The sequence below is a fragment of the Glycomyces lechevalierae genome, assembly GCF_027622945.1.
Lineage (GTDB): Bacteria > Actinomycetota > Actinomycetes > Mycobacteriales > Micromonosporaceae > Glycomyces > Glycomyces rutgersensis.
Window position 1 is genome coordinate 383,625 of sequence record NZ_JAPZVQ010000003.1, and the last position, 12,839, is coordinate 396,463.

Below are 12,839 nucleotides of genomic sequence, written 5' to 3' on the forward strand. Positions count from 1 at the left end.
CCCCCCCCCCCGCCCCCCCCCCCCCCCCCCCCCCCCCCCCCACCCCCCCCCCCCCCCCGCGGCCCCCCCCCCCCCCCCCCTTCCGCGTTCCGCCGCATAGCGAGCGCCCTCCTCGCCGGGGGTGCGAGGAGGGCGCTCAGGTGCGGAGTGCAGTTCGGGGGCGTCGCGTTTCCGGTGGTCAGCCCCTGTGTGGGAGGATTGGAAACGTTTGCAACGCTTTGCTCAGACTACTCCCCGGTACAGCCGGGGTCAAGACTCGAAAGTGTGCACTTCCAAGGCGCGCAAGCCGTTGCGGCAGTGCCTATTCGGCGGGAGCGCCGAAGATCTTCGCGGCGTCGTCCGTCGAGAGGCGGATCGTGGCCGTGCCCGAGGTCACCGCGACCTCGCCGTCGAGCCGGTCGATCGCGACCTCGGCGCCCGGGTCGACCCCCGCCTCATGCAGGGAGGCAAGGAGTTCCGGGTGCGTCTGGGCCGATTCGCACAGGCGCGTCACGCGCACCTTCGAACCGGGGGAGACCACGCTCAGCGGCCGCTCGTCGGCCTCGCGGCCCTCGGCATCGGCCGAGGCGTCGAGCTCCTTGAGACCGGGGATCGTGTTGCCGTAGGGCGAACGGGTGGGGTGCTCGAGCAGTTCGTACACGCGCTTCTCCACCGAGTCGCTCATGACGTGCTCCCACTTGCAGGCCTCGTCGTGGGCCTCCACGTAGGACATGCCGATGACGTCGACCAGGAGCCGCTCGGCGAGCCGGTGCTTGCGCATCACCGCGACCGCCTGCCTGCGGCCCTCCTCGGTGAGCTCCAAGTGCCGGTCGCTCTTGACATTGAGCAGGCCGTGGCGCTGCATCCGGCCCACGGTCTGCGAGACCGTCGGGCCGCTCTGCTCCAGGCGCTCGGCGATCCGCGCGCGCAGCGCCGGGACGCCTTCCTCCTCGAGCTCGAGGATCGTGCGCAGGTACATCTCGGTGGTGTCGACGAGGTCCGTGGTCACAGCTTCGTTCCTTCACTTAGTCCGCCCGCAGGGCACCGAGCGGGGTGGGTCGAGTAGCCGCCAGACCCCCTGTCAACCCCAATGGTATACGGCCGAACCGACACGTCCTCAATCAGCCATCCGGACGTTCGGGGCGCTCACACCCCAAAGCGACACGGTGAACCGGTCCGTCAGGGACGATCACGCCACATACTCGGCGAGGCGCCCGGCGTAGTCGGGCTGGCGCAGGCGGTGCAGCGCGTTCTTCTCGATCTGGCGGACCCGCTCGCGCGAGAGGCCGAAGTCGGCGGAGACCTCTTCGAGGGTGCGCTGGCGCCCGTCGTCAATGCCGAAACGCAGGCGCAGCACGGTTTGTTCCCGCTCGGGCAGCGAGGCCAGCACGTTCGCGATGTGGCGGCGCAGCAGGGCGTACGACACGGCGTCGTCGCTGCCGTGCTCGCGCGGCAGGTGCGCCACGAGGTCGCCCAGCGCGGTCGAGTCGTCCTCGCCCACGGTCTGGTCCAGGCTCACCGGCTCGCGGTCGTAGGACATGAGCTCCAGGACCTTGCCCGGGGTGACGCCCAGCTCGGCGGCGATCTCCTCGTAGCGCGGCTCGCGGCCGAGCTCGACCATGAGGTCCTGGCGGACGCGGTTCATCCGCTTGATCTGGTCCACGGTGTGCGCGGGGACGCGGATCGTGCGGGACTGGTCGGTGACGGCCCGGTTGATGGCCTGCCGGATCCACCAGGTGGCGTACGTGGAGAACTTGTACCCCTTCTGGTAGTCGAACTTCTCGACGGCGCGGATGAGCCCGAGGTTGCCCTCCTGGATGAGGTCGAGCAGGCTCAGGCCGGCGCCGGAGTAGCGCTTGGCGACGGAGACGACCAGGCGCAGGTTCGACTCGAGCATGCGCTGCTTGGCCGCGCGGCCCTCGGCCGCGACGCGGGCCAGGTCGCTGCGGAAGTCGGGGTCGGTGACCTCGCTGATGCGGCACTCGGCCATGAGGCCGGCCTCGATCGCCTTGGCGCACTCGACCTCCTCGGAGGCGGTGAGGAGCCGGTGCTTGCCGATGCCGTTCAGATAGGCGCGAACGGGGTCGCCGGAGTACTCGGTCGCGCGCTGCGCCGGTCGCCTCGTCGGACGCTGGCGGATGCTGTCGACAGGTGCCATCGAATTCGCCTTTCGCTGCAGACCCTCGGCGCGTGGGTTGATCCGCGCCTGGACCCGGTGGGCACCGGGCTGAGAGATACCAGCTTGCAGCCGATTTCGACGTTTCAGATCCCCCAGAACGAAGGGTGGCACGAACCCGGGAGACAGGATCAGAAATTCGGTTTCGGGGCCTGCCACCGATACCTGATGGCCACCAGCCGTACAACGAAGATCGTCGCGATGGCGATGAGCGCGAGCGTCCAGTGTCCGATCACGGACTCCCACCGGGCCCCGACCGCCACGATGACCGCGCCGATCGCGGCCGCCATCGCGTAGAAGTCCTCGCGGAGCACCGCCGGGATCTCCTGGCTCAAGACATCGCGCAGGATGCCCCCGCCGATTCCGGAGAGTACTCCCACGATGCAAGCCGCGTAGACCGAGAAACCGAAATCGAGCCCCTTCTGGGTCCCGACCACGGTGAACAGCGCCAGCCCGGCCGCGTCGAGCACGATCATCGTGGGACGCATGCGCGAGAGCGCGGGGTGGAACCAGAACACGAACAGGGAGGCCACGAGGGCCACGAGCGGGTAGCGCCAGTCGGTGAGCAGCAGGGGCTTGGCGTCGATGAGCACGTCGCGGACGGCACCGCCGCCGAGCGCGCACAGCACGCCGATGACGACCACGCCGAACAGGTCGAGGCGCTTGCCCACGGCCGCGCTCGCGCCGGAGGCGGCGAAGACCGCGGTGCCGACGAGCTCGGCGGACAGCATCAGGAGGCTGGGGTCGAATTCTGAAGGCTCCACCCGTGCGTTATAGCAGGCAGAGCCCCATCACATCCCGGTTCCGGACAAAGGTGAGAGCCGCGCGGCAGCTAGGACTTCATCTTCTCGTAGATGTCCTTGCAGTTCGGGCAGATCGGGAAGCGGTCGGGGTCCCGCGTGGGCACCCACATCTTCCCGCACAGCGCCTTCACCGGCACGCCGTCGATCATGGCGGCCATGAGCTTGTCCTTGGGCACGTAGTGCGAGAAGCGCTCTTCGTCGCCGTCCTCGTACGTGTAGTTGGGGTTGGTCTGGGTCTGCTCCTCGAGCAGGGTGGACCCGCCGCCCTCGGTGCCCCCGGTGGTGGGAAGTTCGCTCACGGCAACTCACTCCTCATTAACGCGCAAGATCCCGTCAATCTTGCCACGCCCTACAGGACTACGGCTTCTCCGAGGGGGATCGCTCCTCCGAATCGAGCATGGGATGCTCCGGCGCCTCCAGCGTGCGCGCCCGCCGCTGGTGCCGGGTGAACACCCCGGGCTTGCGCGCCAGGCGGTCGTTCGCCAGCAGCACGGCCAGCCACGGCAGCACCGCCATCCCGACGATGCCGAGCGCCAGCCACAGCCACAGCATGGGGGCCTCGGCCATCACCAGGATGCCGAGCACGATCACCAGCAGCCCGCGGATCGACATCATCACGACGTACCGGATCGTCCGGTACCGCCGCTCCTCGTCGAGGGACATCGCCGCATCGGTGATGCTGGTCGCCTTCTCACGCCTTGCCACCCTTCGAGCCTACGCCTGGGGGGTGCGGGAGGATCTGGGGCATGAAAGCAGTCGTGCAGACCGTCAGCGAAGCCGAAGTCACGGTTGATGGCGCCACCGTCGGCGCGATCGGCGAAGGCCTCCTCGTCCTCCTCGGCGTCACCCACACGGATGGACCCGCCGAAGTCAAATGGATCAGTGAGAAGATCTGGTCCCTCAGGATCATGAGGGACGAGCTCTCGGCCTCCGATCTGGACGCTCCGATCCTGCTGGTCAGCCAGTTCACCCTCTACGCCGACACCCGCAAGGGCCGGCGCCCCTCCTGGAACGCCGCCGCGCCCGGACCCGTGGCCGAGCCCCTGGTCGAGGCCGTCGCCGCGCACCTGCGCACCCTCGGCGCCAAGGTCGAGACCGGCGAATTCGGGGCCATGATGCTCGTCCGCAGCGTCAATGTCGGCCCCAACACGATCCTGCTGGAACGGTGAACGTGACCATTCCAATTGCGGTCGGGCAAGCGGGCGCCGCGACGGCGACCGCGGCTTAAAATCATCCGGGTCCGCCACCGTCCGAGAGGAGCCCGCATGATCCCGGCCGCCCCGCCCGAACTGCTTCCGTCGCTTCGGGTCTGGCAGCGCAAGGCCATGGTCGCCTACCACCGGGGTCAATCGCGAGACTTCCTCGCCGTAGCCACGCCCGGCGCCGGCAAGACCACCTTCGCGCTGCGCATCGCCTACGACCTGCTCGCCGACGGCACCGTCGACACCGTCACCGTCGTCGCCCCCACCGAGCACCTGAAGTCCCAGTGGGCCGGCGCCGCCGCCCGCTTCGGCATCCAGCTCGACCCGGCCTTCCGAAACGCCTCCGTCCACAGTGCCTCCGACTTCCACGGCGTGGTCCTCACCTACGCCCAGATCGGCGCCGACCCGGCCGTGCACCGCCGCCGCACCCTCGCCCGCCGCACCCTCGTCATCCTCGACGAGATCCACCACGCCGGCGACGCCCGCTCGTGGGGCGACGGCGTCAAGACGGCCTTCGACGAGGCCGAGCGCCGCCTCGCCCTCACCGGCACCCCGTTCCGCAGCGACGACAACCCGATCCCCTTCGTCGAGTACGAGGAGGAGGCCGACGGCGTCAAGCGCTCGCGCGCGGACGCCCTCTACGGCTACCGGGACGCGCTGGCGGACGGCGTCGTGCGCCCGGTCATGTTCATGGCCTACTCGGGCCAGGCGAAGTGGCGCACGAGCGCGGGGGACGAGCTCGCCGTGCGGCTCGGCCAGCCGCTCACGAAGGACCTCACGAGCCAGGCGTGGCGCACCGCGCTCGACCCCGAGGGCGAGTGGATCAAGCAGGTCATCAGGGCCGCGGACCGGCGCCTCTCCTCGCTGCGCGTGGCGGGCATCCCGGACGCGGGCGGGCTCATCATCGCCTCGGACCAGAACACCGCCCGCGCCTACGCGGGCATCCTCAAACGGGTCACCGGCAAGAGCGCCGCGATCGTCCTCTCGGACGACGCGGGCTCCTCGGACAAGATCGCCAAGTTCGCCGACTCCAATGAGGAATGGCTCGTGGCCGTCCGCATGGTCTCCGAGGGCGTCGACATCCCGCGCCTCGCCGTCGGCGTCTACGCCACGAACGCGCACACGCCGCTGTACTTCGCGCAGGCCATCGGCCGCTTCGTGCGGTCGCGGCGCCCCGGCGAGACCGCGTCGGTGTTCCTGCCGAGCGTCATCCCGCTGCTGAGCCTCGCGGAGAACCTGGAAGCCGACCGCGACCACGTCATCAAGCCCAAGTCCCAGGACGACGAGGACCCCGAGCTCCTCCTCGAGCAGGCGCAGCGGGTCCTCAACGAGGGCACCGAACTCGGCGGCCAGCGCGAGACCCTGGAGTCGAACGCGGAACTCGACCAGGTGATCTTCGACGGCGGCTCGTTCGGGATCCCGGTGGAGGCCGGCAGCGCCGAGGAGCAGGAGTACCTGGGCCTGCCGGGCCTGCTCACCCAGGAGCAGGTACACCTGCTGCTGCAGAAGCGCCAGCGCGAGCAGATGGCGAAGCAGAAGTCGGGGTCCCGCACCGAGACAGTGGAGCGCCCGGCGGCCGAGCCGGCGATGACCAACGCGCAGAAGCGGTTGAAGCTCCGCAAGCAGCTGAACGCGCTGGTGGGCGCCCGCTCGTTCGCCACGAACGAGCCGCACGGCAAGATCCACGCGAAGCTCCGCTCGACCTGCGGCGGACCGCCGAGCGCGCAGGCGACCATCGAGCAGTTGGAGGAGCGGATCGCGGTGATCCGCTCCTGGTGAGCGCGGATCGCGTTGTCCGCCATGTGAACACGTGCCGATACGAAAAGGCCGCCCGCGTCTCGCGGGCGGCCTTTGCACGTCTTCAGCATGTCGGCCAAGGGAATGGAGCAGGGCCCGAGCGGATCTCCGCTCGGGCCCTGCTGCAAGCCTGTTGGGCGCTACTAGTTCTGCGATGCCATGAGGTCGGTGCCGCGCCACTCGAATTCGGGGTCGGCGGTGAAGTCGATGGCGATCGGGACGAGCTTCTCGGCGAACTGGTTCGCGTGGTGGCCGCAGAAGACGAGGTCGCCGCCTTCGGCCAGGGTCACGCGAAGCTTTGCCGCGGCACTGCACCGGTCGCAGCGCTCGCCCGCGATCGGACGTTCCTCCGTCTGGGGCGGGGGCGTCAGGGTGGATGTCATACCAGGTCCTCCGCTGCGTTCGGTCGCTGCGCATCCGCACAGCAATTGCATTCCTATGGTCGGCCTGTTGACCGGCTCGTTCCGTTCAACGCCTGCACTGTACTACCTCTTCCCGACAGTTCCCGACTGAGACTGGGCTCACTTGGCCCCATGCTCGCTCGGTGCCATCGGTTCGACGGTTGCTCCACACCGTAGCCCACGGAACGGCGTTCGACAACCCGGCACGACACGTGAGTACCCACCCGTTCGGGTGATACACAACTGGTCAGAGCCGGTGCAGGGCACTGGTTCGGTTGCGCTCTCGGCGAAATGCGGACGAGCCGGACGGCCCCGGGAGGCTAGTCGAGGTAGTCGCGCAGGACCTGCGAACGCGACGGGTGCCGCAGCTTCGACATGGTCTTCGACTCGATCTGGCGGATGCGCTCACGGGTGACCCCGTAGACCTGGCCGATCTCGTCGAGGGTGCGCGGCTGGCCGTCGGTGAGGCCGAACCGGAGCCGGACGACGCCCGCCTCGCGCTCCGAGAGGGTCTGCAGCACCTGCTGCAGCTGGCCCTGGAGGAGCGAGAAGGAGACCGCGTCGACGGCCACGATGGCCTCGGAGTCCTCGATGAAGTCGCCGAGCTGGCTGTCGCCCTCGTCGCCGATGGTCTGGTCGAGGCTGATCGGCTCGCGTGCGTACTGCTGGATCTCGAGGACCTTCTCCGGGGAGATGTCCATTTCCTTGGCGAGCTCGTCCGGGCTGGGCTCGCGCCCGAGGTCCTGGAGGAGTTCGCGCTGGATGCGGCCGAGCTTGTTGATCACTTCGACCATGTGGACCGGTATGCGGATGGTCCGGGCCTGGTCGGCCATGGCGCGGGTGATCGCCTGCCGGATCCACCAGGTGGCGTACGTGGAGAACTTGTAGCCCTTGGTGTAGTCGAACTTCTCGACGGCGCGGATGAGACCGAGGTTGCCTTCCTGGATGAGGTCCAGGAACGCCATGCCGCGGCCGGTGTAGCGCTTGGCGAGCGAGACGACGAGGCGGAGGTTCGCTTCGAGGAGGTGGTCCTTGGCGCGGTCGCCGTCGCGGACGATCCACTCGAGGTCCCGGCGCATCTGCGTGGGGATCTCCTCGCCGGCCTCGCGCAGGAGCTTGAGGCGCTCGACGGCGTAGAGCCCGGCCTCGATGCGCTTGGCGAGCTCGACTTCTTGGGCCGCGTTGAGGAGCGGCACCTTGCCGATCTGCTTGAGGTAGGCGCGGACCGAGTCGGCCGAGGCGGTCATCTCGGCGTCCTTGCGGGCCTGCTTGAGCGCCTCCGAGTCCTCCTCGTCCCACTCGAAGTCGTCGCCCTCTTCGTCCTCTTCGCCGTCCTTCTTGGACTTCCCGCGGGTGGCGGCCTTCTTGGCGGCCTTCTTGCGGGTCGCCTTCTTGGCGGGCGCGGCGGCGGCGGCTTCGGCGAGCGCGTCGTCGTCGACCGCGGCGAGGTCGGCCTCGTCGGGCTCTTCGCCCTCGGCGGGCTTCTTGGCAGCGGCCTTCTTGGTCGCCTTCTTGGCGACGGCCTTCTTAGCGGTCTTCTTGGCGGCCTTCTTGACCGGGGCCTCGTCCGTTTCTCCAGCGCCGGCTTCAACAGTGGCGGGGGCGGCGGCGGCCTTCTTGGCGGTCTTCTTCACCGTGGCCTTCTTGGCCGTCTTGGCGGTGGTGGTCCGGGAGGAGGTGGCGGTGCGGGCGGCGGGGACGCGCTTGCGCGTGGAGGCCGAGCCGTCCACGACCACGGTGACCTCGGCCTCGGCCAGGGCGCGGAGCACCTTCTTGCCTTCGGCGGGGGAGGCCTGCACCGACTCCAGAACCTGGGCGACCGTCGCGGACGTCAGCTGCCCGTTGCTCTCTCGGGCCAGAGCGAGCAACGAGTCGGTCAGGGAATTGACGTCTGTGCCGGTGGGACGTGCGTCAGTCACGAGCAACCTTCCGAGGCAATGGCGGGCACGGCGCAGCCGGGCTCCATAGCGGGTGAGCGTTGGATATTGGGTCGGCAGCCCAGGTCGGCACAACGACCGGGCAGGCGTGAATTGTAGCGCCGAAATTCGCCTGCGGCCCGTCCGTGGTGCCGTTTCGAGCTGTGTTTCCGCATTTTCAGTGTCAATGTGTCGCAGCACGTGGGGTGTGACGGCGCTCTATTCTACCGTGCAGGTGCCCTCCGGCGCCTCGCCGATGCCGCCCTGCGCGAACGACTGGCGCGCGTCGGAAGCGGAGCGGACCTCGCGGAACTCGGAGCCGAGGACGATCGTGATGGGCTTGTCCCAGTCGAGGTCGAACTCCTCGTGGCCCTGGTAGAAGTACGCGTGCGCGTGGATGCCGGCCGCGTACTGGTCGGGGCCGAAGTACACGAGCGCGGTGCCGTCGTACGGTTCGTCGGCGTCCCCCGTCTCGGTGACGACGAAGCCGCGGTCCTCGAGCTGCGAGGCGGCCTGCTCGGCGAGACCGTCCTGATCGGTGCCGTTGAGGACGACCAGTTCGATGTCGCCGGGCTTGGGGATCGGCGAGGTCTTGATCTCGACGGCCCCCGGCGGGCACTCGTCGCTCGTCGAGGTCTGCGAGTCGTTGCGGATGGCCCACACCGTGATCAGGCCGGCCACCAGTGCCAATGCGCATAGAACCGTCAAAGCGCGGATACGAGCGATACGCACGGCCAGCCTCCCCGAAATCCAAAAAGTGCAAACGAATGTCTGCACTTAGACGAGCCGACGGCCCGCAAACGTTGCCATCCGAAAGGCTATCGTGCGCGGGTCGTCTTCGTGGGCGAGAGGCGGTACACTCGCTGCGCTCGACACAGAAGTGTTTCTCGCCACAATGGGGATGAAAAACCCGGGGGCATCGTGTATAGGAAAGGACTGCACGCGGTAAGGTACGCCGCCTGCAGGGACGGAACCCGCCAGGATTCCGAGCCGGGCCGCTGGTCACCCGAACAATCCAGCGCCGCCCGAAGCGGCGACCCGCCGCGCTCGGTTCCGGAGCCGCAAGAGAAACCAATGGGAGTGGAAAACGATGGCAACCGACTACGACGCCCCGCGCCGCGACAAGGAAGAGACCGCCGGAGCCGACGGCATCGACGCCCTCGCGAAGGGCCGCACCGATCAATCGGGGTCGGTGGACGTCGACGAGGCCGAAGTCGCGGAGAACTTCGAGCTGCCGGGCGCCGACCTGGGCGATGAAGAGCTCTCGGTGAAGGTCCTGCCGATGCAGCAGGACGAGTTCCGATGCTCCAGCTGCTTCCTGGTCCACCACCGCAGCCAGTTCGCCAAGGAGAAGAACGGGCAGCCGATCTGCAAGGACTGCGCGTAAGCGATCGAGCCCTCCACGGCTCGGCGATCGCCGTTCCGGACCGGTGCCCCTCAGAAAGCGCACGGCTCGCAGGATGCCTCCTGCGGGCCGTCTCGCTTGTCCGGGCCCTCAGGCCGCCACGGACTCCCGCGAGGCCGTCAGGGCCGCCTCAAGCCGCTCGGGACGCCTCGACGCGACGATCCAGTACGGGGTCGGGTCGTCGGGGTCGTCCAGGACGATGCGCAGGCCGCGGCCGATCCACGGCCGCTGCACCACGAACGCCAGCGGATGCAGGGCCACGCCCAGGGCGTCGGAGTACTGGAGGCGGTCGAGGACCTGCACCTCGGCGACGGCCGACATGGGCAGCTTCGCGTCGTCCACGTGGAGCCACACGTCTCCATCGGTCTCGGCGACGGCCACGCGCAGGCGGCCGAGCCACCACGCGCCCACGACCACCGCGACCATGACCGCGACGCTCCCGGCCACGCGCCACCAGCGCATGTCCCCGAAGTTCGTCAGCGCCCCGGCGAGCACCGCCACGACGATCACGGCCAGCCAACCCGCCACCGGCAGTCCCATGCGCTCGGCGTACCGTTCCCCGCTCCTCATGTCTGAGACCATAACCCCGCCACATCAGCGCCTTCATGGGCGTGCTTCCGCGAGTGAGAGGAACCCCGACGATGACCGCCGACGTCACGGTCGCCATCCGGCGGCTCGACCCCGACCTGCCGCTGCCCGCCTACGCGCACCCCGGTGACGCGGGCGCGGACCTGTACGCCGCCGAGGGCGTCACGCTCGCCCCCGGGCAGCGGGCGCTCGTCGGCACCGGCGTCGCCGTCGCCATCCCCGACGGGCACGTCGGGTACACGAACCCGCGCTCCGGGCTCGCCCACCGCCTCGGCGTCACCATCGTCAACGCGCCCGGCACGATCGACTCCGGCTACCGCGGTGAGATCAAGATCAACCTCGTGAACCTCGATCCGGAGCGGACCGCCGTCATCGAACGCGGAGACCGTGTCGCACAATTGGTAGTCCAACCGGTTGTGCGAGCCCGTTTCACCGAGGTCGACGACTTCGCGCCGACGCAGCGCGGCGCGAGCGGCCACGGTTCCACCGGCGGGCACCGCCGACTTGCAGAGGAGAGCGAACGTGTTTAAGCGGCGAAAGTCGAAGAAGCAGCGCCCCGCCGAGGGCGCCGTCCTCGACTCCCTGGCCGAGAGCGGGGAGACCATCGAGCACGAGGCCACCGACGGCCCGTTCGACGTCACCGACGCCCCCGACGACGACGTGCGCCGCATCGACCTGGGAGCGATCCGACTCCCCGTTCCCAAGGGCGTGGGCTTCCAGGCCCAGACCGACGCCAAGGGCAACATCAGCCAGGTCCTGCTCACCACCGGCGCCTCCGCGCTCCAGCTGCTCGTGCGCGCCGCGCCGCGCAGCGAGGGCATCTGGGACGAGTTCCGCGGCGAGCTCACCTCGCAGGTCACCGGCCAGGGCGGCCAGGTCGAGGAGGTCGAGGGCCGCTGGGGCACCGAGCTCATCGCCAAGGTCGCCTCCAAGAAGGGCACCAACTCGGTGCGCTTCTGCGGCATCGACGGCCCCCGCTGGTTCGTGCAGGCCACCTTCCAGGGCCAGCGCGCCCTCGACGAGGACGCCGCCCCCGAGCTCGACGAGGCCCTGCGCCTCCTCGTGATCGACCGCGGCTCCGTCGCCATGCCGGTGCGCGAGCCCCTGCCGCTCAAACTCCCGCCGAAGATGGCCGAGGAGGCCGCCGCGCGCATCGCGCAGCGCAAGGCCGAAGGCGGCGACGGCAACCGCGCCATCATCGCGGCCGGCGACACCCCCCGCCCCCAGGTCCGCCGCAAGCCCTCCCCGCGCCCCAAGCGGTAGGGGACGGTGCCCCCCGTCGGCTCGCGCAGCAAAGGCCGGCCGCCCTTCTGGCAGAGCCTGCGAGCGAACTGGACCCGCCTCGCCGTGCCCTCGCAGGAGCTCTTCGCCGACGAGGTCCGCCGCGAGGCGGACGCCGACACGACCCCGATCGAGCGGCTCGAGCCCCGGCAGCTCGCCGTGGTCGCCGGCCGCCTGCGCACCGTCGTGCTCCGCACGGACGGCCGATCGCCTTCTGTGGAGGCCGAACTCTTCGACGGCACCGGTCAGGTCGCATTGGTCTGGATGGGCCGACGGCGTATCGTGGGCCTTGAGGCCGGGACCAGGCTCGTCGCGCGCGGCCGCGTCGCCCAACTGGCCGACGGCCGACTCGCGGTCTACAACCCGATCTACGAGCTCTGCACATCTGCGGCTGGCGAGCGGGCGCCGTGGCGGCCCCTGAGCGACCAGCCGCACGACCTGGAAGGCCCGCATTGAGCACCGAGACGCCGGCCCACAAGACCGACACCGAGCCCGAACAGGCCGAAGACCGGCGAAACGAGGACCCGGACGAGCTCCCGCCGTTCACCGAGCAGCTCTCCCAGCAGCTCGGCGGCGTCAAGGGCGTCGTCGAGGCCGCCGTCCCGATCACCCTGTTCGTGGTGCTCAACCCGCTGCTGCCCGACCAGATGGGGCCGCTCACCGGCCTCCAGTGGTCCATCGTCATCTCGGCGGCGAGCGCCCTCGCGATCGCCGGCTGGCGCGCGGCGCGCAAGGAGTCGATCCGGCACGCGCTCAACGGCCTCTTCGGCATCGCGCTCGGCGCGTTCCTCGCGTGGCGCTCCACGGACGCCCGCAACTTCTACCTGCCGGGCATCATCCAGGGCTCGGTCTACGGCGTGCTGCTCATCGTCTCGGCGCTGGTGCGCCACCCGATCATCGGCTGGATCTACGCCGTGGTCGCCCAGGGCGGCAAGAAGGAATGGCGGCAGAACAAGCCGCTCGTGGACATCCTGAGCCGGATCACGATCCTGTGGGGCGTGGTCTTCATCGTCAAGAACGCGGCCCGCATCTGGCTGTACTACCTGGACTACGACAACGCGCTGGGCCTGGTGACGCTGTTCGGCGGCTGGCCGGTCACGATCGCGTTGACGGCCTTCACGATCTGGGCGGTGCGCCGCCGGATGAAGGCCGTGGACGCCGAATCGCCGGTCTAAAGGGGAGCGGATCCCAAGAGGGACATCGGGAAGGGGGGGGGGGGCGGGGGGCCCCGCCGGGGGGGGGGGGGGGGGCGGCGCGCGAAAAGCCGGCGGCGGGGGGGCGGCGGGGGCCG

At 69.6% G+C, this 12,839-nt stretch carries 16 protein-coding genes; 7 read left to right on the plus strand and 9 right to left on the minus strand.

Annotated features, from left to right (window positions below; genetic code table 11):
• Positions 1-301: 301 nt before the first annotated feature.
• The 5 genes from O2L01_RS08120 to O2L01_RS08140 all read right to left on the minus strand — a co-directional run bounded on the left by O2L01_RS08120 (position 302) and on the right by O2L01_RS08140 (position 3,663).
• The gene (locus O2L01_RS08120; RefSeq protein ID WP_270121409.1) at positions 302-988 is read right to left on the minus strand and encodes a metal-dependent transcriptional regulator; all 687 of its coding nucleotides are present in this window, start codon (positions 986-988) and stop codon (positions 302-304) included.
• A gap of 180 nt (positions 989-1,168) precedes the next feature.
• The gene (locus O2L01_RS08125; protein WP_270121410.1) at positions 1,169-2,137 is read right to left on the minus strand and encodes a sigma-70 family RNA polymerase sigma factor; all 969 of its coding nucleotides are present in this window, start codon (positions 2,135-2,137) and stop codon (positions 1,169-1,171) included.
• 149 nt (positions 2,138-2,286) lie between these two features.
• Complete coding sequence (locus O2L01_RS08130) at positions 2,287-2,919, minus strand: trimeric intracellular cation channel family protein (protein WP_270121411.1); 633 nt, start codon at positions 2,917-2,919, stop codon at positions 2,287-2,289.
• A 68-nt stretch (positions 2,920-2,987) separates the two neighbouring features.
• The gene (locus O2L01_RS08135; protein WP_270121412.1) at positions 2,988-3,257 is read right to left on the minus strand and encodes a DUF3039 domain-containing protein; all 270 of its coding nucleotides are present in this window, start codon (positions 3,255-3,257) and stop codon (positions 2,988-2,990) included.
• Between the two features lie 58 nt (positions 3,258-3,315).
• A complete protein-coding gene (locus O2L01_RS08140; protein ID WP_270121413.1) occupies positions 3,316-3,663 on the minus strand; it encodes a DUF3099 domain-containing protein in 348 nt (115 codons plus the stop codon).
• 41 nt (positions 3,664-3,704) lie between these two features.
• Between O2L01_RS08140 and dtd the strand changes: the two genes are divergently transcribed.
• Both dtd and O2L01_RS08150 read left to right on the plus strand, forming a co-directional pair.
• On the plus strand, positions 3,705-4,127 hold the full coding sequence (gene dtd, locus O2L01_RS08145; RefSeq protein ID WP_270121414.1) for a D-aminoacyl-tRNA deacylase: 423 nt from the start codon (positions 3,705-3,707) through the stop codon (positions 4,125-4,127).
• Between the two features lie 96 nt (positions 4,128-4,223).
• A complete protein-coding gene (locus O2L01_RS08150) occupies positions 4,224-5,939 on the plus strand; it encodes a DEAD/DEAH box helicase (RefSeq protein WP_270121415.1) in 1,716 nt (571 codons plus the stop codon).
• A 161-nt stretch (positions 5,940-6,100) separates the two neighbouring features.
• On the opposite strand, the gene O2L01_RS08155 is transcribed toward O2L01_RS08150, so the two are convergent.
• The 3 genes from O2L01_RS08155 to O2L01_RS08165 all read right to left on the minus strand — a co-directional run bounded on the left by O2L01_RS08155 (position 6,101) and on the right by O2L01_RS08165 (position 8,955).
• A complete protein-coding gene (locus O2L01_RS08155) occupies positions 6,101-6,340 on the minus strand; it encodes a DUF7455 domain-containing protein (RefSeq protein ID WP_030162469.1) in 240 nt (79 codons plus the stop codon).
• Between the two features lie 338 nt (positions 6,341-6,678).
• A complete protein-coding gene (locus O2L01_RS08160) occupies positions 6,679-8,277 on the minus strand; it encodes an RNA polymerase sigma factor (RefSeq protein WP_270121416.1) in 1,599 nt (532 codons plus the stop codon).
• Between the two features lie 216 nt (positions 8,278-8,493).
• On the minus strand, positions 8,494-8,955 hold the full coding sequence (locus O2L01_RS08165; RefSeq protein ID WP_270121540.1) for a LytR C-terminal domain-containing protein: 462 nt from the start codon (positions 8,953-8,955) through the stop codon (positions 8,494-8,496).
• Positions 8,956-9,364: 409 nt separating this feature from the next.
• On the opposite strand from O2L01_RS08165, the gene O2L01_RS08170 reads away from it, so the two are divergent.
• Positions 9,365-9,661, plus strand: coding sequence for a DUF4193 domain-containing protein (locus tag O2L01_RS08170; protein WP_270121417.1), 297 nt, complete (start codon positions 9,365-9,367; stop codon positions 9,659-9,661).
• A 108-nt stretch (positions 9,662-9,769) separates the two neighbouring features.
• Here O2L01_RS08170 and O2L01_RS08175 read toward each other — a convergent pair whose 3' ends face one another.
• On the minus strand, positions 9,770-10,249 hold the full coding sequence (locus O2L01_RS08175; RefSeq protein WP_270121418.1) for a DUF3093 domain-containing protein: 480 nt from the start codon (positions 10,247-10,249) through the stop codon (positions 9,770-9,772).
• A gap of 71 nt (positions 10,250-10,320) precedes the next feature.
• Here O2L01_RS08175 and dut point away from each other — a divergent pair, with 71 nt between their 5' ends.
• From dut to O2L01_RS08195, 4 genes are read left to right on the plus strand one after another with little or no spacing between them, the layout of a single operon-like run.
• Entirely contained in the window at positions 10,321-10,797 is a 477-nt protein-coding gene (dut, locus tag O2L01_RS08180) for a dUTP diphosphatase (RefSeq protein ID WP_270121419.1), read from the plus strand.
• Complete coding sequence (locus O2L01_RS08185) at positions 10,790-11,530, plus strand: DUF3710 domain-containing protein (protein WP_270121420.1); 741 nt, start codon at positions 10,790-10,792, stop codon at positions 11,528-11,530. The genes dut and O2L01_RS08185 overlap by 8 nt, the downstream gene beginning before the upstream one ends.
• A gap of 6 nt (positions 11,531-11,536) precedes the next feature.
• Complete coding sequence (locus O2L01_RS08190) at positions 11,537-12,004, plus strand: OB-fold nucleic acid binding domain-containing protein (RefSeq protein WP_270121421.1); 468 nt, start codon at positions 11,537-11,539, stop codon at positions 12,002-12,004.
• Positions 12,001-12,723 carry a DUF3159 domain-containing protein gene (locus O2L01_RS08195; RefSeq protein ID WP_270121422.1) on the plus strand — a complete coding sequence of 241 codons (723 nt, stop codon included), beginning with the start codon at positions 12,001-12,003 and terminating at the stop codon, positions 12,721-12,723. The genes O2L01_RS08190 and O2L01_RS08195 overlap by 4 nt, the downstream gene beginning before the upstream one ends.
• Positions 12,724-12,839 lie beyond the last annotated feature (116 nt).